We start from the raw sequence: 19,396 nt of genomic DNA, 5'->3' as shown, positions 1-19,396 counted from the left end.
ATGAACTGCGCGCGAGCGCTCGCCCTGGGGCTGAGTGGTATCGCGCTGTCGTTCGTTTCCGCCGTTTCCGCCCAGGACGCGGCGCCGCCACCCGAACCCGCGCCTGTCCAGGAACCGGTCATCGTCATCGATCCCGCCCGCGCGCAGGCCAGTTTCGAAGTGCATCTGCGTTTGCCGATGCGGGCTCACGGCCGCTTCACCCAGGTCAATGGTGAACTGCGCGGTAGCGCCGCGCGCGGCTGGCGCGTTCTTGTGCAAGTGGACGGACGCAGTTTGAAATTCGATGGCTCCGCCTGGATGGCACGCATGACCCGTTCTGAGGAGTTTTTGGCCATCGATCGTTACCCGGAAATCCGTTTCCATTCCCAGGTCTTCACCGACACGGTGTTGCGCCGCGGCGGTGTCGTGCTCGGCGAACTGCAGCTGCGCGGCCGCCGGCGCGAGGTCGCCTTCGATCTGCTGCCCTCGACCTGCGCACGTCCGGGACAGGACTGCGACATCCAGGTGCGCGGACGCGTCAGCCGGCACGATTTCGGCATGAACGCCTATCGCATGACCGTGCGCGACCAGGTCGATTTCGATTTCCGCGTGCGCTTGCTCGACGGGAAGACGCCATGAGCCCCTGGCTGCGCACGCTGCTGCTGCTCGCCTGCCTGCCGCTCGGTGCCTGCGCGCACCTGTCGCAGGAGCAGCGGCTGCAGGCGGTCGACTATGCCGAGCGTGCGCAGAGCAGCACGGTCGAATGTCCGTCCGAGGGCTGCGCGCTGGCGTCGCCGCTGCATGATCTGGGCGCCGCTGCGTATGCGCGGGCGACGCCGGAGGAGCCGCAGCATTCGGTGCTGCTGCTCGATTACGGCCAGGATTCGCTGCTCGCGCGCGTGCATCTGATCCGCAGCGCACAGCACACGATCGACCTGCAGACCTTCCATTTCGAACGCGACGATAGCGGCATGCTCGTGCTCGATGAGCTCATGGCCGCGGCGCGTCGCGGCGTGCACGTGCGTCTGCTGCTCGACCAGCTCGGCGGCCTGACCGATCCGCAGCTGCAGGCCGAGCTCGCCGGCTTCCATCGCAATTTCGAACTGCGCGTCTACAACCCGGTGTTCGACCAGGCGCGCGTGGCGCCGATGGAGTTCCTCGCCGGCATCGTGCTGCATTTCCGCGACCTCAACCAGCGCATGCACAACAAGCTCATGGTCGTCGACGGCCAGCTGGCGGTGATCGGCGGACGCAATATCCAGGACGAATATTTCGACTGGAACGACAAATACGACTACCGCGACCGCGACCTGCTCATCGCCGGGCCGGCAACACAGGCGATGACCGAGAATTTCGAGGCGTTCTGGACCGATCATCGCGCGCAGCCGGCGGCGATGCTTGGCGACGTCGCCCGCGTGCTGCTCGCGAACAAGGGTCCGCCCGGGCGACCGGAACTCGAACGTTCCGCGCGCGTGCTGGCGATGGAAGCGGCGGCGCAGGATGCCGCCGGCGTATACGAGCGCCTGGCGCCGCTGCGCATCGATGTTGGCCGCGTGGAATTTTTCGGCGACCTGCCCGTCAAGCACGATGCCGCCGCCAAGAGCCGCAGCACCGCCTCACGGGCGCTGCTGGACGTGCTGGAAAGCACGCAGAACGAGCTGCTGGTGCAAACGCCGTATCTGGTGATGTCGCGACCGGCGCGCCAGATGTTCCGGCGCATGCACCGGCGCGTGACACCGCCGCAGGTGCTGGTGTCGACCAACTCGCTGGCCGCGACCGACGCCTTTCCGGTGTACGCGATGTCGCACAAGTACAAGCGCCTGTATCTGCGCGAGCTCGGTTTCCAGATTTTCGAGTTCAAGCCGTTTCCGGCCAATGCGCCGATCGACCTGGCCGCGACCGGTGCGGTCGCCGACAGCGGCGTCTCGGTCCTGCCCAGCCGGCATGTCGACTACGACCGCGACGACGGCCCGGTGCCGCTCAAGCGCGCCGGCGTGCGCGTGGGTCTGCACGCCAAGTCGATGGTCGTCGACGACCGCATCGGCGTGGTCGGCAGCCACAACTTCGACCCGCGTTCGAGCGACTACAACACCGAAAGCCTGGTCGTCGTGCACAGCAGCGAATTTGCCACCGCGCTCGCGGCCAGCATCCATCGCGACATGGCGCCGGAAAACGCCTGGACGATCGCGCCGCGCGCGAAGCTGCCGGTGCTGGCGCAGCTGAACTACAACTTGGGCAAGCTCTCGGAGAAATTGCCGATCTTCGACGTCTGGCCGCTGCCTTACGCGACCAGCTACGAACTCAAGCCCGGCTGCACGCCGCTGCCGATGGGTCACCCGGACTTCGCCAAGTGCTACGACGCGGTCGGCGACTTCCCGGAAGTGAACCTGAGCATGAAGTCGATCTACACGCGCATCCTGACCGCGTTCGGCGCCGGCTTCATCCCGATCCTGTAACCGGACCCCGTCCCGGCGGGTGTCCGGACCGCGTTCGGTGGCCGTTTCCGCCGTTTCCGCGCGGGGTCCGGATTGACGCCGCCAGCGCCTGCGCCTAGGCTGCGGGGTCTCGCTCCCGCACTGCCGGAAACCTGCCATGCCCCTCGCCATCAGCTTCGAACTCTCCGACCGCGACCTCGAACACTTCCATTCGGCCATCAAGGCCGCCGGCGCCACTGCCGGCGCCAAGAGCACCGAAGAAATCGTCGGCGCGGCCAGCCAGCTGCTCGAGGAAGCCAACAAGGTCGCCCTGCCGGACTTCATCCTGCAGCGCCTGGACAAGCTCGACGCGCTGATCGCGATGGTGCGCGACGAAGGTTGGGCGCTCGGCGACGAAGATCGCAAGCACGTGCTGTCGGCGCTGGTGTACTTCGCCGATCCGGCCGACATCATTCCTGACAATGTGCCGGTCCTGGGCTATTTCGACGACGCGATCGCGATCGAGATCTGCGTGACCGAGCTCAAGCACGAACTCGACGCCTACGAGGAATTCTGCGAATTCCGTCAGGGCGAAGCGACCCGCCGCGGCCTGAATCCGGCCAGCGTCGGCCGCGCCGATTGGCTCGACTCGCGCCGCGACGAACTGCAGGACCGCATGCACCGCCGCCGCAACCGCGACGCCGGCGGCACCGGCTACGGCGACAGCTCCGGCTACGCGCGCGCCGGTTACACCTCGGCCTGGCGCCCGGGCATGCTGCGCGTCCGCTAAGCCTTTATCGCCGATGAGCAGTCCTTTTCGTCGGCGTCCCACGCTCGATCAGCTCAACGCCCTCGGCGCCGATACCGCGATATCGGCGCTGGGCATCGTCATCACCGAGCTCGGCGATGACTACGTGCGCGGCACCATGCCGGTCGATGCACGTACCAAACAGCCGTATGGCCTGCTGCATGGCGGTTCGTCCGTCCTGCTCGCGGAAACGCTCGCGAGCACTGCTGGCAACTTGTGCGTGGAAGAGAATCAGCAGGCCGTCGGCCTGGAGATCAATGCCAATCACGTGCGCGCGACCAAGTCCGGTCTCGTGACCGGCACCGCGCGCGCCGTGCACGTGGGACGCAGCACGCAGCTGTGGGAAATCCGCATCGAGGACGAGGCCGGCCGTCTGGTCTGCCTCTCGCGCATGACCGCCGCGGTCGTCGGTGGCTGAGCGACCGGTGCGCGCGACGCCGCTGATCGGGATCCGTTGGGCCGTCGCCGCGATCGCTTTGCAGCTCTCGGCTTGCGCGATGCAGCCACGGGTCCACGACGCAGCGCCCGACGATCGCCAGGCGGCGATGCTGCAGGCGATTCACAGCCAGGGCGAAGCCGGCGATTGGCTGGTCATTCGTGGCGTGCACGCGACCGACAACGCCGTCGCGAGCTTGAGCAACCAGCCGCTCTCGCATGCGGCTGTGCTCGACCCCGAACGCGGCGTGGTCATCGAAGCCGAAGGCGTCGGCGTGCATGAAACGCCGATCGCGGATTTCGTGGCGAAATCGCGTCGCCTGCTGCTGATCAAACCCGAGGCCGCCACCGCCGCCACGCGGCCCGCCGCGATCGCGCGCGCCCGCGGACTGGTAGGCAAGGGCTACGATTTTCTCGGACTCGCCGGCGTCAATGTCCGCGATCGTTACTACTGCACCGAGCTGGCACTGACGATCTATCCGCTCACCCGCGGCAGCGATCCCTTGCCTGCGGTCGTGCCACCCGGGCAGCTGTGGCATTGGGGCACGATCGCCTTCGATTCCGGGCCGGTGTCGACGCCGCGTGAGTGAGTCGCGCGGCACATACGGCGCAGTTGGGTGCAGGCTCTAGCTGGCATGGGGCACAATCGCGCCATGTCCGCCTCCCCTGACGCAACCGCCGCCGCCGACTGGCGCCGGCCCTTGCGCTACCTCTGGCGTTTTCCCTTCCTGGCGCTGCACGTGCTGGTGGGACTTCCGATCACCTTGCTGTTGATTAATCCGCTGTGCGCGCGCATCCGGTTCCGCGGCGAACCGCTCGATCAGTTCGTCATCCGCGTCTGGTCGGGAGGTCTGGTGCGCGTGTTCGGTTTTCGCGTGCGCCGGTTCGGCACGCCGTTGCCGGGCGCGGCCCTGTTCGTCGCCAACCATGTCAGCTGGATCGACATCTGCCTGATGCACAGCCAGCGCATGATGGGTTTTGTCGCCAAGGCGGAAATCGCTTCGTGGCCCTTGCTGGGTTGGATCGTCAGTCGCGGCAGCACGATCTACCACCATCGCGGCAGCAACGACTCCCTGCACGGCGTGATGCACCAGATGGTGCTGCGCCTGCAAAGCGGTCAGGCGGTCGGCGTGTTTCCCGAAGGGCGCACCACGCGCGGCGACGCGATTTCGGTATTCCATGCCCGCATCTTCCAGCCGGCGGTCGTGGCCAACGTGCCGGCGCAGCCGGTCGCGCTCAAATACGGTGCCGGCGGCAATGCCCAGACCATCGTCGCGTTCGGCGCCAAGGAAAGTTTCTTCGCGAACTTCCTGCGTCTGCTTGGCGAACCGTCCCGCGTAGCCGAGGTGCATTTCCTCGAACCCGTCGCGCCCAGCGAAGACGGCCGCCGCCGCGTCGCCGACACCTGCCGGGAGCGGATCATCGCGGCGATGAGCCTGTGATGGCCGGTACCGTCTACAAACCGCCGCGGCTGCTGCGCAATCCGCATCTGCAGTCGGTGCTCAGTTCGTTGCCGATGCGCCGCGCGAACGGCTTGCGCGACCTGCAGCGCACCGGCGCGATCACCCGTGAACACATCATCGACGCCGGTGACGGCGTGCGCCTGCTCGGTCACCACAGCGCCGTGCCCGGCCGCGATCCGCGCGGCGTGGTGCTATTGCTGCACGGCTGGGAAGGCAGCAGCGAATCGGGCTACATGCGCCACACCGCCGCGCGCCTGCTCGGCGAAGGCTTCGACGTGTTCCGGCTCAATTTCCGCGATCACGGCGACACCCATCATCTGAACGAAGGCCTGTTCCATTCCTGCCGCCTGGCCGAAGTCGTGCAGGCGACGAAATGGGTCGCCGAACGGTTTCCGTCACCGGCGTTCCTCGCCGCCGGGTATTCGCTGGGTGGAAACTTCGCGCTGCGTCTGGCGCTCGCGGCACCCGAGGCCGGCATCCCCTTGCGTCACGCCGCCGCCGTGTGTCCGGCCGTCGATCCGTCGGCGGTGATGCGGTCGCTCGAATCGGGCTCGCCGTTCTATCACTGGTATTTCATGAAGAAGTGGCGCGGTTCGCTGCGCAAGAAGCGCGCGCTGTTTCCCAGCCATCATGATTTCGACGACGCGGTGCTCGCGCAGGACATGCGCGGCCTCACCCACTGGCTGGTCAAACGCCACACCGACAAGCAGGACGTCGAGGACTATTTCGCCGGCTACGCGGTCGCCGGTGGTCGCCTTGCCGGGTTGCAGATACCGGTGAGCGTGCTCGCCGCAGCCGACGATCCGGTGATTCCGATCGACACCCTGCATGCGCTGCAGCTGCCCGCGCATTCCACGCTCGAGGTTGCCGAACACGGCGGCCATTGCGGTTTCATCGAAGGCGCCAATCTGCGCGGGTTTTCCGAGCGCTGGGTCACCGCCAAACTCGTCGCGGCAGTCTCTGCGATGTAGGAACGGGTCTGAGGGAGCGAGCCCGCTCCCGCAAGCCCGCTCCTACGACCACTCGGCCTTCAGCGCATCGCAGCGCGCGCGCAGCGTCGCGAGTACCCCGGCATGGCCGGCGTCGCCGGCGAGATTGCGGAATTCGGTCGGATCGCTGTGCAGGTCGTGCAGGAATTCGAACACCGGCTGCTGCTCGAAATAGCGCGCATAGACATAACGTTCGTCGCGCACGCCGATCCATTTCGGGATCGCCGCGCCGTTCATCGTGTGCTGGCACAGGAAGTCGTGGCGCCAATCGGCCGGCGCCGCCCCGCGCATCAGCGGCAGCAGGGAGCGGCCCTGGTACTGCGCCGGCGCCGCGATGCCGGCGAGATCGAGCAAGGTCGCCGGCACGTCGAGATTGAGCGCCAGCGCATCGACCACGCGCGCGCCGGGCGTCGGCGCGCGCTGGTCGGCGACGATGAGTGGCACGCGCAGCGATTCTTCGTAGTGCGTCCATTTGTCGGCGAAACCGCGATCGCCCAGATAGCAGCCGTTGTCGGAGGCGTAGACGATGACGCTGTTGTCGAGCAGGCCCAGGCGCCGCAGCTCGGCCATGACCAGGCCGACCTGGTGGTCCAGCCCGCTGACCATGCGGTAGTAGTCGCGCAGGTTGCGCTGGTATTTCTCCGGCGTGTCCCAGCGCCAGCCCCAGCGTTCGCGATTGAGCGAGTGCTTGAGGAATTCCGGCTGGCTCTCGAAATAGTCCGCGCCGAGCTTCGGCGGCGGAAAGTGCACGTCCGCGTACAGATCCTTCGCCCAGGTGGTCGGATGGTATTGCCGCGCACGGTCGTCGTCCTGCGCGTGCGCGGCGCTGAAATTCAGGGCCAGCAAGAAAGGTTGCGCTGGATCGACGTCGCGCAGGAAGGCGAGCGCGTGGTCGGTGTTGATCTCGTCGTTGTGATGGCGCTGGCCGTCGGTGCCGGCTTTTTCGATCGGCAGGTCGCGCGGATCGTAGAAATCGAGAAAGCCGTTCTGCGCCTCGTCCTGCAACTGCACGCCGAACTTGCCGATACAGGCGGTGCGATAACCCGCGCGCTTGAGCAGGGCCGGATAGCTGGCGTCGGCGAAGCGCCGGGCCAGCGGCGGCGTATTGAAGGTGTAGTGATGCCGCGTCTCGCTGACGCCGGTGAGCAGACTTGCACGGCTCGAGGCGCAGATCGAGGTCGTGACGAAGGCATTGCGGAACAGCGTGCCCTGCGCGGCGAGCGCGTCGATCGCCGGCGTGCGCACGAGGCGATCGCCGGTGCAGCCGAGCGTGTCGTGGCGCTGGTCGTCGCTGAGGAAAAAGATCAGGTTCGGCGGGCCGCCGCGTGCACGCTCGGGCCGGCAGCCGGCGGCGAGCAGGGCGCTGCCGGCGGCGGAGGTCGCGGCGAGTTTGAGCAGGTTGCGGCGGCTGATCGGCATGCCGGCATGGTCGCAGATCGCGCCCGCCGCCCGCACCTGGTCCGGCGTTCGGCTACAGGAAGGTCAGCAGCAACGCACCGAGGGCGATGCGGTAGATCGAGAACGCGGTGAAGCGGTGGGTCTGGATATAGCCCAGCAGCCATTTCACCGCGATGAAGGCGGTGACCGTCGAGGCCGCGAACGCCACGGCCAACGCCGTCCAGTCTTCGGCCGCGCCACCGTGCATCTGCTTGAGCAGCGAATAGCCACTGGCCGCGAACATGGTCGGAATGCCGACCAGAAACGCGAACTCGGTCGCCTCGCCGCGATCGCGCGTGCCCGCGAGCATGGCCACGAAGATGGTTGCGGCCGAGCGCGAGGTGCCGGGGAAGATGCCAGCCACGACCTGCGCCAGTCCGACCAGGGCGGCGGCCGTCCAGGAAATGCCGGGCCGCGCGGCGCGGCGCTCGGCGAGCTGTTCGGCGGCGAGCATCCAGATCGCGCCGAGAATCAGCGCCCAGGCGATCGGTTGCACGGCATCGTCGAGTTCGAAGCCGAGTTTTTTCACGACCAGGCCGAGCACGGCCGTGATGCCGAACGCGAGCGCGAGCTTGAGGGCGTACTCGCGGTTTTCGCGCAGATGCAGGCCGCTGGCCAGCTGCCACAGGCGCTGGCGATAGATCAGGGTCACGGCGAGGATCGCGCCGGCCTGGATGACGATGTTGAACAGCTCCGAGCGGGCGCCGAGCCAGTGTTCGGCGATCAGCAGATGTCCGGTGCTGGAGATGGGCAGGAATTCGGTGATGCCCTCGATGATTCCCAACAGCAGGGCTTGCAGCAGCTCGGGCATGGGTCGGTCTTGTCGGCAGGCGCGGCGGGGCCGCAGGAAAGGCGCGTGCTCGCGCGCCGGGCCGCGAAAGAATACGTCATGGCCCTCGCATGCAGATGCCCAGAGACGGTGCACATTTCGGCAGCGACGTACCAAATTGGTGCAACTAAGGCTTCTCGCAACCGGGGTCGATAATAAAATCAATCACTTGCCTGCACCCGAGCCTGGCACGCCGCTTGCTATTCCTCGGTGTCCCCCTACACCCGGAGCGCGTCATGTCCTACGAGAACGTCCAGAAACTGATCAAAGACCACGGCATCGAATTCGTGGATCTGCGTTTTGCCGACATGCGCGGCGTGCAGCACCACGTGACCTTCCCGGTCTCGATCATCGAGCCGGCCCTGTTCGAAGACGGCAAGATGTTCGACGGCTCGTCGATCTCCGGCTGGAAGGGCATCAACGAGTCCGACATGATCTTGCTGCCCGACGTCGGCACGGCGGTCATCGATCCGTTCACCGCCGACCCGACCCTGATCCTGGTCTGCGACATTCTCGATCCGGCCACCATGCAGGCCTATGCGCGCGATCCGCGCGGCGTCGCCAAGCGGGCCGAAGCCTATCTCAAGGCCAGCGGCATCGCCGACACTGCGTTCTTCGGTCCGGAGCCGGAATTCTTCATCTTCGATTCCGTGCGCTACGCCAACGAGATGGGCCACACCTTCTTCGAAGTCGATTCCGAAGAAGCGCACTGGAATTCCAAGAAGAAATACGAAGGCGGCAACACCGGCTACCGTCCGGGCCTGAAGGGCGGCTACTTCCCGGTCGCGCCGGTCGACTCGCTGCACGACATCCGCGCCGAGATGTGCAAGGAACTCATGGCCGCCGGCCAGGAAGTCGAAGTGCACCATCACGAAGTCGCGAACGCCGGCCAGTGCGAAATCGGCACCAAGTTCAACACGCTGGTGCAGAAGGCCGACGAACTGCTGATGATGAAATACATCATCAAGAACGTCGCGCACCGCAACGGCAAGACCGCGACCTTCATGCCCAAGCCACTGGTTGGCGACAACGGCAGCGGCATGCACGTGCACCAGTCGCTGGCCAAGGGCGGCGTGAACCTGTTCAGCGGCGACGGCTACGGCGGTCTGAGCCAGATGGCGCTGTGGTACATCGGCGGTATCTTCAAGCATGCGCGCGCGATCAACGCGTTCGCCAACTCCACCACCAACAGCTACAAGCGTCTGGTGCCGGGTTACGAAGCGCCGGTGATGCTGGCGTATTCGGCGCGCAACCGTTCGGCGAGCTGCCGCATTCCGTACGTGTCGAACCCGAAGGCGCGCCGCATCGAGATCCGTTTCCCGGATCCGATGAACTCCGGCTACCTGACCTTCGCCGCGCTGATGATGGCCGGCCTGGACGGTATCAAGAACCAGATCGACCCGGGCGCGCCGAGCGACAAGGACCTGTACGACCTGCCGCCGGAAGAAGAGAAGAACATCCCGACCGTCTGCCACAGCCTCGACCAGGCCCTGGACGCGCTCGACAAGGACCGTGACTTCCTCAAGGCCGGCGGCGTGTTCTCCGACGACTTCATCGACGGCTACATCGCGCTGAAGATGGGCGAAGTCACCAAGTTCCGCGCGGCCACGCACCCGCTGGAATATGCGATGTACTACGCGATCTGATCGCGACATCGCAGGCGGCATCGACACGGCCCGGGTAACCGGGCCGTTTTCTTATGCGCAGCTATGCTGCCGGCGGGAGCACGCTACTGCACAAACAAAAAACGCCGGGGCGTCGCCCCGGCGTTCGCGTGTTCGCAAGCGTGGAATCAGCTCTTGGCTTTCGCCGATTCGCACTTGCCCTTGACCGCCGCCTCGCCCTTCTTGCAGTTGAGCTTGGCGTGTTTGAGCGCGGCTGTGTGCGTGGTGCTGGCCAGGGTCGTGGCGGGTTTGGCCGGTGCGGCCGGCGCGGCGACCGGCGAGGCGGCGAACGCGGCGGTGCTGGCCAGGCACAGGGTGAGGGCGGCGAGCGTATTGCGGATGTTCATGGCGATCTCCAGTGTCGGTAAGTGAGGAAAACCCCGGTGTCCCACCGGTGATCGCAGATTGCGCCGCGGCGATTCTCCCTCGCCTTTCCGCTTCATGACATTTCGTCCATGTCGGCCACGCGTGCAAAACGCAGGCAGACCCGCAGGCCCGGTGCGGCCGATTCCAGGCGCAGGTCGGCGCCATGACGGATCGCGATCGCACGCACGACGCTCAGGCCCAGGCCGGTGCCGGGCGTACCGCGGTGGCTTTCCAGGCGCACGAAGCGATCGAACACGCGCTCGCGCTGGGCATCGGCGATGCCCGGGCCGCGATCGCTGATCGTCAGCACGGCTTCCTCGCCTTCGATCGTCAACGCGAGGGTGATGTCGCTGTCGGTGCCGGCGTACTTGATCGCGTTGTCGAGCAGGTTCGCCAGCAACTGGAACAACAGGTCGCGATCGCCGGCGATACGCGCCGGCACGATGCGCGTACGCAGGCGCAGGCCCTGCGCTTCGGCCACGGCCTGCCACAGGTCGACGGCATCGAGCAGCACTTCGTCCAGCGCCAGCGGTGCCATCGGCGCGCCCTCGCGCGCTTCGATGCGGGCCAGGCGCAGCAGGCTGTTGAAGGTCGCGAGCAACTGGTCGGCTTCGACGATCGCGGCATCGATATCGCCGCGTGTCGCCTCGTCGATGCTGGCCAGGCGTGCTTGTTCGAGCCGCGTCTTGAGACGCATCAGTGGCGTGCGCAAGTCGTGCGCGATCGCATCGGTCGAACTCTGGATGCCGCCGACGAGATCGCGGATGCGATCGAGCATGCGATTGAGCGTTCGGCCCAGGCGCGCGAAACCGTCGTCGCCGCGGCGTTCGGGCACGCGTTCGTCCAGATGTCCGGCCGCGACGCGGTCGACGGTATCGAGCGAGGCCTCCAGCGCGCGATCGACCGCGCGCCGCAGCAACCAGCCCAGCGAAATCGTCAGCAGCGCCAGCAAGCTCAGCATGACCAGGCCCAGGCGCGCGATGAGCTCACGCAGATGCCGTTCTTCGCCGGTCGTGTGCCCGGTCAGCAACCAGCCGCCGTCGGGCAGGGCCTGCACGTAGGCGAGCACGTCGTCGCTGTCGGGTGCGGCGCGCCAGGGAAAGCGCAGCCAGCCCGCGCGCTGCGGCAGCGCGACGGTGAGTTCGTTGCGGTGGCCCGCGCTCACGCGCCCGTCGCGATCGACCAGCAGATAGAAGGCTTCGCGATTGATCGGGGTCCCGACGCGATCGGCGATCGTCTGCGCCAGGCCCTCGCGTCCGTCGGCGCGGTAGATTTCCATGAGGCCTTCGTGTTCGGCCTGTACGGTCTGGCGCGTATCGCGATCGAGCAGACGATCGAAGGCCAGCAGACTCACGCCGCCGACGACGGCGAACGCGAACAGCAGGGCGAGGCCGTAGGTCAGCACCAGGCGATGCAGGCTCGATGCGAAAAAGCGGCGCATGCTGGCGAGGCCGCGACTCAGGCGCGCGTGCCGAGCAGGTAGCCGGCGCCGCGCACGGTATGCAGCAGCGGCGGTCCGCGATCGCGATCGATCTTCTGCCGCAGGCGCGAGACATGCACGTCGATGACATTGGTCTGCGGATCGAAGTGATAGTCCCAGACCGCTTCGAGCAGCATCGTGCGCGTGACCACCTGTTCGGCGTGACGCATGAGGTATTCGAGCAGGCGGAATTCGCGCGGCTGCAAATCCAAAGACTGGCCGCCGCGTTTGACGCTGCGCTTGAGCAGGTCCATTTCCAGATCCGCCACACGCAGGCGGGTCAGTGTTTCCGGGCCGCTGGCCTGGCGGCGCAGCAGGCCTTCGAGTCGCGCCATCAATTCGACGAAGGCAAAGGGCTTGGCCAGATAGTCGTCGGCGCCGCTGCGCAGACCGGTCACGCGTTGCTCGACCTCGCCCAGCGAGGACAGCATCAGCACCGGCGTGCGGTGACCGCTCGCGCGCAGGGTGCGCAGCAATTCCAGGCCGTCGAGTCCGGGCAGCATGCGGTCGAGCACGAGCGCATCGTAGGTTTCGTGCGTGGCCAGATGCAGGCCGTCGGTACCGGTCGCGGCATGGTCGACGCCGTGCCCGGCCTCGCGCAGGCCTTTGGCGACGAAATCGGCGATCAGCGGTTCGTCTTCGACGAGCAGGACGCGCATGCGGGCTTGCTTCCTCCGGTTCCCATCGTCCGTGATAGACCACAACGGCCGGCTTTGCACTTTAAACATTCGTAATGTTCGCCGCGCGCGGTGCCGACAAGTCACCATCCGCGGGTTTGCCGCGGTTCAGCGCGACGGCGCGGGCGGATCGACGCGGGTGTAGGTCACCGGCGCGTCCGGCGTCGCGGCGCGTTCGGCCGCGGCATCGCCGCCGTTATCGACATAGGTTTCGCTGCGCTGGTAGGTGGTCTCGCCGGTGCGGCGGATCCAGAAGTCGTGCTGGTGCGAGCGACCCGGTACCTGGAGATTGGTGCCGTCGACAAAGGTGAAGGACAGCGTTTCCGGATCGCCATCGTCGATGAGAACCAGGCGCGGCTGATTGCCCTGCGGGCAATAGTGCGTCGCCAGCAGGCGGTCGCCGTCGAGGTGATAGAGCGTCATCGACTCGCGATCCTTGCCCAGGGTCCAGGTCTCCACGAGCACCGTGCCGCCGGCTGTGAGGCGATAGCTCACGCTGTGCACGCGCCCATCGGCGAACTTGCCTTCCCAGCGCCCGACCAGTTGGGTCAGCGACCCGAAGGCGTCGGTGGCCGATTCGTCGGCGATCGCGACGCCGGGCATCGCGCCGATGAGGAACAGAACGGATAGCAGCCCGGCTCGGTTCGTGAAGCGCATGAAGGTGCTCCGCAAAGGGGTGACGGGGGCAGAGGCGGTCTGTCCCGGGTCTGCAGGATAGGCGTTTGCGACGCCCATGGGCGTCGCGCAGGTGGCCATGACTCGATAGTCGGTGCCGTCCGACGCCAATGGTGCGTTCACGGAATCCATGCAGATTGCACAGACTATGCGATTTCGCACTGGCCAATTTCAGTAAAAGTCCGGGAAATCATGCAGTTGGGGTCCGATTAGGCCCCGCTCCAAATCGCATAGTCTGTGTCCGTGGCGCCTCGCCAGCGCGCTGCCCCGACCTGACGAACTCGCACCCGACTACGCCCCAACCCCTTCGGTCTCGCTCGAAATGAGACGAAGCGGCGGTACCTTTTTTGTATCAAACAGAAACGCAGTACAGGATACTGACAAAATACTAAAAAACGCAGTACATTTGAGACCATGCCTAGGGGTCGCCCCAAAACCAAGACGACAACCATAACGTTGCGGGTTACGCCGCAGCTGAAGGCGGCGGCTGAGATCGCGGCGGATCGAGACAACCGGGGGCTAACCGGATTTATCGAGGTGTTGATCCTCAACCACTGCAAGAGCCAAGACATTCCCATCGTTTCGTCGAAGAAGGAGACCAGCCCATGACCCGGACCGCGGCACCTCGGAAATCCCCCCGAACAACCAGCAGGCAGGTCGATATTTCGTTCTATCGGTCTAACGAAAGGCCGTATGGAGCCTTCAGCAATCTCTACAAGCGATCGATGATCTTCGACGGTCGGGAGTACCCTACTGCTGAGCACGCCTACCAGGCCGGAAAGGCTCGCAAAGAGGAAGTCCGAGAGTGGATCCTCAGTGCGCCTAGTCCGTCGCTAGTCGCAATGGCGGCTCATGGGCTCTACACCTGGGACATCAATCCGGACTGGTCCAAGACCAAGTTCGACCGGATGAGGAACGTGTTGTTGGCAAAGTTCACACAGCATGAGGATCTCAAGGCGCTGCTGCTCTCCACGGGAAGTGCTCGACTGGTGGAGGCTGGCCGTACCGACAACCTAGTCAATCGGACTTGGGGCGAGGTCAATGGAAAAGGGATGAATATGCTCGGAGTGCTGCTGATGGAGGTGCGCGAACAGATCAGAAAAATCGCAACCTCCGAAGCGAAGGAAGTCGGCAAGAAACCCAAGCAAGCGAGCAGGGCTCGCAGCCGCGACTCCGAACTGGTGGCGGCATAACGGCCACATTGCCAATCGATGCCGACCACCCGCTACCAGGTAGAGCTAGACAAGTTGCCGGCCACGTACTTGGCGGCGATGCAACAGGACGTCTCGCTCCTGAAACACGCTATCGCGGGCGCAAGTGAGTCGAGCATCATTGGAGTTGGGTCAGGAGGCTCATACACAGTAGCGTCGCTGCTTTGCGGCCTCCATGAGTCGTATACAGGCCGAGTTTCGCGACCATCCACACCTCTCGAAATCATCTGCAACCCTACCCTGGCTTCGTCTAGTCCGGTTTTCTTGGTCTCAGCGGAAGGAAAGAACCCAGATATCACTGAGGCCCTGGAGCGGGCCAGACACCACAGCGCACGTCCAGTACACGTTCTCACGAATCGCGCATCGAGCCCGTTGATGGATGGCGTAACCAACCTTGCTGATGTCAGCGCGCATGTGTTCGAGCTTCAGGAGAAAGATGGCTACCTCGCCACGAATAGTCTGCTTCTCGATGCGGTCCTCGTCGCGCGCGCTTACAGCGAACTGGATGGAAACCCGGCCGCACTGCCTCCTACGATGGATCAACTCCGAATCGGTGGGCAGTCAATCGAAGAATGGCTAGAGGCGGCTCACGGATTTATAGACGAGACCACCAAGCGCGGCGCGATCGTAGTTACGTACTCTCCACTGCTGCATCCCATTGCCGCAGATTTCGAGTCCAAGCTCTCGGAAGGAGCTTTACTACACTGCCAACTTGCTGACCTCCGCTCTTTCGCTCATGGCCGTCACCTATGGATGGCCGAGCGACCCGACGACATCACCGTTCTGGCGCTAATCGAACCTTCTCTTGAGGGGCTCTGGAACAAAATGAAGGCCCTCTTCCCGCCAGCCGTGCCCACCCTGTCGATGCCGCTACCGGGAGCGACTCCTCGAGACTTAATCGCTGGTCTCATCGGGCAGATGAGCTTGGTGAACCTTGTAGCGAAGAACCTCGGCAAGGATCCCGGCCAGCCTGATGTGCCGCAGTTCGGACGAGATCTCTACTACATTGATCTGCCAGAAGTCATTCCGCCGCCCGGGGCCGGAATTTCGTCTGCCGAGCAATCGAAGTACGACGTAATTGGCGCGAGATGGCCGTCGCGTCGGCGCCGGGGCGACATGACCAGAGCACGCGACGCGTACGTGGCCTCGCTGAAGGAGCAAAATTTCCAAGCTATCGTCTTTGACTATGACGGTACGCTCACCGCCTCCCAGAGGCGGACGGCACCTCCATCCGAGCCGGTTGTTACGCAAATCAAGCGGCTGGTTGACGCGGGAGTCCGAGTCGGAATCGCGTCTGGGCGCGGAGACTCTATTCAGAAAGAACTTGCAAAGGTTTTCTCGAATGACACTCTCGAGCGCATCCTGCTAGGGCTGTACAATGGCGGCTGGGTCGGGCCGGCAAGTGCGCCACTTGACGTGCCTGAAGGTACCGTTGAGTTTCTGAGCCACGTGACGCGCATCGCGCAGAAACTCAAGTCCCTAGGTGTGCCCATCGAACGAATCAAGGCGACACACCCTTATCAGGTAAGCATCCGCTTTAGGGACGGGCTGCCTACCGATCAGATGTGGTTTGTAGTCGCAGATTCACTACGACAGGCCGGTCTAACGACGAGCACCATGTTCTCCAGCAAACACTCGGTAGACGTACTCGCTCCCGGGGTCAGTAAGACGGCTCTCATCGCACACATCATCCAGAACGACAGGGTCGACCCCCATCAAGTACTGACAATGGGGGACCAAGGCGCCTGGCCGGGCAATGACGTCTCATTGCTAGAGCATCGTTTCTCGCTCAGCGTGGACACGCCTTCCAGACGACTTGATCGAGGATGGAAACTCGCGCCTGGTCACAAGCGAGACGTTGACGCGACCCTTTGGTACCTCGAGCGCTTTCAGGCAGTCGAGAACGGGATATTTCGTTTCTCGGAAATCGAGCAATCCGCAAGCGAGTCAACCCATGCAGGATAGCAACGCTGCGAAGCTACTGGCGCGGGTGATGGGTTGGCAGGACCAAGAGTCCGTGCTTGAACACGTCGGCGAACTGCAGCTGCTCGCGTACTTCAAGTACGACTATTACCAGAGGTTTGGACCAGGGCGGCGATTCATTGAAAGCCTCGCCCTATGGCTAAAACAACTCGATGCCGCTGACCGCGATGCCGCGCTACAACTGGTCAAAGAGCGGCTCGTCTATTTTTCCGACGCGGAGATCGCCCATCTCGTTGAGACGGCGTACCCAGATGTGATTGTTCAAGAACGGATTCGACTTGTCGCTGAGGAGAACGGGATACCCGCATACAAAGTTGGCGAGTTGTCTGCGCATCGCCGCTTTGAAGAGCTCCGCATCAAATCCCTCTACTTGGGCCTGAGCGACGGAGCCAGGACGAACGAGCTTCGAAGGGCAAGCAACCATCGAATCAACAACGAACAAATATGGCAGGCCTATGAGCTCGGAGAGCAGAAGTCGGCCTCAATGCTGAAGGGCCTCGCCGAGGAGCTCACGAGGAAGGGGTTTCAGGCACATGATCCTCGCTTCAACTTGATATGGCTGCTAGATGACTTCTCAGGAAGCGGGAACACCTACATCCGCTACGACGGGGAAGAAAAATCCTATGGGGGCAAGCTCCCAAAAATCTACAAGCAGCTTCACCAAAGGAATCTCATCGACCCGTCTCACTACGAAGTCTTTCTCGTTCTTTACATTGCCACTCGACAGGCAATTGATCACATTGAGTATTGGTGTGAGAGGTTCACTTCCGAGCACGGATACAAGCCACTTCAGCTCAGGGTGCTCTGCCGCCTGGAGAAATCCTTGGCGCTTACTAAGGATCCACCGGAGTGGTTGGCCTCGCTGCTCGGCAATGCCAAGTACTTCGACGAGCGTGCGCACGACAAACACATGGGCGTCGGCGGCTCCGACGGAAGGCTGGGATTTGCCAATTGCGCACTCCCGGTAGTCCTTTCCCACAACTCGCCCAACAATTCCGTCTACTTGCTCTGGGGCCCTGACCAGTTCAAATACCCCGGGCTGTTCCCCCGCGTCGTCAGGCATGGGGATTTTTAATGGCATACAACGCGAATCCATTTCTGGAACGGAGATCCGAACGAACGACATCGGATCAAGAATTCGCGCTCGTCTTTTCCCCCAAGGTGTTGGAGAAGCTTTCGGACGAGGCTTTCAAGGGTGGGGTTCACGTTTTCAGAAGCGCACCTGGGGGTGGGAAGACCACGATTCTTCGTGCCTTTACCCCCACCGTTCTCAGAAGCTTCTTGCGAGCCAAGGGAACCAGCGAGCTGAAAGAATCCTTTCCGCTCTTTGTTGAGAAGGGCGTCGTTAGTGATCAGGAAGTTCGCCTGCTTGGCGTTCTGATTTCGTGTGCTGCAGGCTACGCGGACCTTCCGTCCAGTGCGGCGACGATCGAAGAAGGGCCATTTAGGGCGCTGTTCGATTGCAGGGTCGTTCTCAGGACGCTTCGGAGCCTTGCAGCTTTTCTCGGGCCATCAGAAGAAGCCTTGGACTCTATCAAGATCGAGTATCCCAAGGATGCCCCGGAAATCCTGGGGATTCCGAAAATTGAATGTGCTCAAGAGCTCGCTGCATGGGCCGAAGGTCAAGAGAAGCGAATCTATGCCGAGCTCGATGCTTTCGCTGGCCGCCCGGGGGGCACTCTTCCTTCGAGTGCTCGATTCGAAAGCGTGCTGTGGCTACAGACTGTGCGGTTTCTTCTGGAGGGACAGGCAGTCGCGACCAACAGACTGCTGATGGTTGACGATCTTCACCGGTTACGTAGAAAGCAAAGGGACGGACTGATTGATGAGCTGACGGTCCAGCGCCCGTCGATTCCGGTGTGGCTGGCAATGAGGACCCTGGTCCTAGGCGATTCATTGCTTTCCCAAGGGGCGCGGGAAGGGCGCGACATAAAAGAGTACCCGCTCGAAGAGCTGTGGAGCGGTGCTAAAGGAATCCATCAGTTCTCGTCTTTCGCGCAAAACGTGCTGGAACGACGGATGAACCGCCAAGACTCAGTCACCGGCACGTTCGCGCAGCAGTTGCGAGATCAGATTGAACCAGACGAGGTAAAGAGGTTTGTACAGCCGGGTATCGCTGCGTTCCGCGCGGCGACTGAGCCCCATGCAAACAATCCTCGCTACAGCGAATGGCTCGCCCGGGCCGATAAGAAGACCATTGAGCCGTCCATGGAAATGCTCTCGGAGCTGTACATGACGCGCATCCTGATTGCTCGAGATGCTTCCAAGAAGCAAATGAGTCTAGACCTCGCGTTACCTGCAGAGAACATCGACGACAAAGACTCATCTTCTATCCGTGGCGCAGCCGAAATCCAGTTGCACGAGGAACTTGGAGTGCCCTACTACTACGGACTCGAAAAGTTGTGCGTCATGGCCACGTACAACGTCGAAGAGCTGCTATCGATGGCTGCGTCTCTCTATGAAGGAATGGTTGCCAACCAGGTGCTTGGGAAGAAGAGTCCAGAGCTCTCGCCTTCCGATCAGGAGAAAGTCCTTCGAGTCGCCGCATCCAAGCGGTTGAAGTTTGTTCCCAAGCAGCATACTGAGGGAACAAGGGCGCGGCAGTTAATTACGTCTATAGGCGGGTATTGTCGCGAGCGTACGTTTCTTCCTAACGCACCTTACGCCCCGGGCGTCACCGGCATTCGCTTGTCGCAGTCCGAGATGGAGAAACTCCAGGGAAGCGCGAGGGTGCTTGGAGACCAGGGCGATCTCCTCAAGAAGGTGTTGTCAGAGTGCATCGCTGAAAACCTGCTCACTCAGAAGCAAAGCCAGGCCAGCACCGCGCGCGAGTCGGGCTCCATCTTCTATCTCAACAGGACGCTCTGTACGAATTTTGGACTGCCGCTTCAGCAGGGCGGTTGGCAGGACGTCCGCTGCTTGGACCTGATCGATTGGATGACGCGCGGCTGGAAGCCACAGAAGCGCCTGGTCATGGGGAACTAGC

At 63.5% G+C, this 19,396-nt stretch carries 18 protein-coding genes; 12 read left to right on the top strand and 6 right to left on the bottom strand.

Going from position 1 to position 19,396, the window contains the following annotated elements:
• From G467_RS0109670 to G467_RS0109640, 7 genes are all read left to right on the top strand, one after another.
• Window positions 1-618 carry a YceI family protein gene (locus G467_RS0109670; protein WP_022969535.1) on the top strand — a complete coding sequence of 206 codons (618 nt, stop codon included), beginning with the start codon at window positions 1-3 and terminating at the stop codon, window positions 616-618.
• Complete coding sequence (locus G467_RS0109665; protein ID WP_022969534.1) at window positions 615-2,435, top strand: phospholipase D-like domain-containing protein; 1,821 nt, start codon at window positions 615-617, stop codon at window positions 2,433-2,435. Before G467_RS0109670 ends, G467_RS0109665 begins: the two co-directional genes overlap by 4 nt.
• A 136-nt stretch (window positions 2,436-2,571) precedes the next feature.
• Complete coding sequence (locus tag G467_RS16245) at window positions 2,572-3,183, top strand: YkvA family protein (protein ID WP_022969533.1); 612 nt, start codon at window positions 2,572-2,574, stop codon at window positions 3,181-3,183.
• 13 nt (window positions 3,184-3,196) lie between these two features.
• The gene (locus G467_RS0109655; RefSeq protein ID WP_022969532.1) at window positions 3,197-3,619 is read left to right on the top strand and encodes a hotdog fold thioesterase; all 423 of its coding nucleotides are present in this window, start codon (window positions 3,197-3,199) and stop codon (window positions 3,617-3,619) included.
• Window positions 3,612-4,226, top strand: a complete 615-nt coding sequence (locus tag G467_RS0109650; protein WP_155844864.1) for a YiiX/YebB-like N1pC/P60 family cysteine hydrolase — start codon at window positions 3,612-3,614, stop codon at window positions 4,224-4,226. Before G467_RS0109655 ends, G467_RS0109650 begins: the two co-directional genes overlap by 8 nt.
• A gap of 45 nt (window positions 4,227-4,271) precedes the next feature.
• Window positions 4,272-5,078, top strand: coding sequence for a lysophospholipid acyltransferase family protein (locus G467_RS0109645; protein WP_033397634.1), 807 nt, complete (start codon window positions 4,272-4,274; stop codon window positions 5,076-5,078).
• Window positions 5,078-6,070 (top strand): YheT family hydrolase, encoded by a 993-nt coding sequence (locus G467_RS0109640; protein WP_022969529.1) that lies wholly within the window; start codon window positions 5,078-5,080, stop codon window positions 6,068-6,070. Before G467_RS0109645 ends, G467_RS0109640 begins: the two co-directional genes overlap by 1 nt.
• A gap of 42 nt (window positions 6,071-6,112) precedes the next feature.
• Here G467_RS0109640 and G467_RS0109635 read toward each other — a convergent pair whose 3' ends face one another.
• Together G467_RS0109635 and G467_RS0109630 are read right to left on the bottom strand one after the other, a co-directional pair.
• Complete coding sequence (locus G467_RS0109635) at window positions 6,113-7,507, bottom strand: sulfatase family protein (RefSeq protein ID WP_022969528.1); 1,395 nt, start codon at window positions 7,505-7,507, stop codon at window positions 6,113-6,115.
• A gap of 52 nt (window positions 7,508-7,559) precedes the next feature.
• A complete protein-coding gene (locus tag G467_RS0109630; protein ID WP_022969527.1) occupies window positions 7,560-8,336 on the bottom strand; it encodes an undecaprenyl-diphosphate phosphatase in 777 nt (258 codons plus the stop codon).
• 254 nt (window positions 8,337-8,590) lie between these two features.
• Here G467_RS0109630 and glnA point away from each other — a divergent pair, with 254 nt between their 5' ends.
• Window positions 8,591-10,000, top strand: coding sequence for a type I glutamate--ammonia ligase (gene glnA, locus G467_RS0109625; RefSeq protein WP_022969526.1), 1,410 nt, complete (start codon window positions 8,591-8,593; stop codon window positions 9,998-10,000).
• Window positions 10,001-10,146: 146 nt separating this feature from the next.
• Here the strand turns inward: glnA and G467_RS0109620 are convergent, their stop codons facing one another.
• From G467_RS0109620 to G467_RS17525, 4 genes are all read right to left on the bottom strand, one after another.
• Window positions 10,147-10,365: a hypothetical protein gene (locus tag G467_RS0109620; RefSeq protein WP_022969525.1), complete on the bottom strand. Its 219-nt coding sequence runs from the start codon at window positions 10,363-10,365 to the stop codon at window positions 10,147-10,149.
• Between the two features lie 92 nt (window positions 10,366-10,457).
• Window positions 10,458-11,825: a sensor histidine kinase gene (locus G467_RS16240; protein ID WP_022969524.1), complete on the bottom strand. Its 1,368-nt coding sequence runs from the start codon at window positions 11,823-11,825 to the stop codon at window positions 10,458-10,460.
• Between the two features lie 17 nt (window positions 11,826-11,842).
• The gene (locus G467_RS0109610) at window positions 11,843-12,523 is read right to left on the bottom strand and encodes a winged helix-turn-helix domain-containing protein (RefSeq protein ID WP_022969523.1); all 681 of its coding nucleotides are present in this window, start codon (window positions 12,521-12,523) and stop codon (window positions 11,843-11,845) included.
• Between the two features lie 126 nt (window positions 12,524-12,649).
• Window positions 12,650-13,198: a hypothetical protein gene (locus tag G467_RS17525; protein ID WP_026802541.1), complete on the bottom strand. Its 549-nt coding sequence runs from the start codon at window positions 13,196-13,198 to the stop codon at window positions 12,650-12,652.
• Between the two features lie 623 nt (window positions 13,199-13,821).
• Between G467_RS17525 and G467_RS16230 the strand changes: the two genes are divergently transcribed.
• The 4 genes from G467_RS16230 to G467_RS0109575 all read left to right on the top strand — a co-directional run bounded on the left by G467_RS16230 (window position 13,822) and on the right by G467_RS0109575 (window position 19,395).
• Window positions 13,822-14,409, top strand: a complete 588-nt coding sequence (locus G467_RS16230; RefSeq protein WP_022969520.1) for a riboflavin biosynthesis intermediates N-glycosidase — start codon at window positions 13,822-13,824, stop codon at window positions 14,407-14,409.
• 393 nt (window positions 14,410-14,802) lie between these two features.
• Window positions 14,803-16,392, top strand: a complete 1,590-nt coding sequence (locus G467_RS0109585) for an HAD-IIB family hydrolase (RefSeq protein WP_022969519.1) — start codon at window positions 14,803-14,805, stop codon at window positions 16,390-16,392.
• On the top strand, window positions 16,382-17,485 hold the full coding sequence (locus G467_RS0109580) for a phosphoribosyltransferase-like protein (protein WP_022969518.1): 1,104 nt from the start codon (window positions 16,382-16,384) through the stop codon (window positions 17,483-17,485). Before G467_RS0109585 ends, G467_RS0109580 begins: the two co-directional genes overlap by 11 nt.
• Entirely contained in the window at window positions 17,485-19,395 is a 1,911-nt protein-coding gene (locus G467_RS0109575; RefSeq protein ID WP_022969517.1) for an ORC-CDC6 family AAA ATPase, read from the top strand. Before G467_RS0109580 ends, G467_RS0109575 begins: the two co-directional genes overlap by 1 nt.
• Window position 19,396: the final 1 nt, after the last annotated feature.

Source organism: Arenimonas oryziterrae DSM 21050 = YC6267 (assembly GCF_000420545.1).
Taxonomy (GTDB): Bacteria; Pseudomonadota; Gammaproteobacteria; order Xanthomonadales; family Xanthomonadaceae; genus Arenimonas; species Arenimonas oryziterrae.
This window is presented reverse-complemented; position numbering and strand designations above follow the sequence as displayed.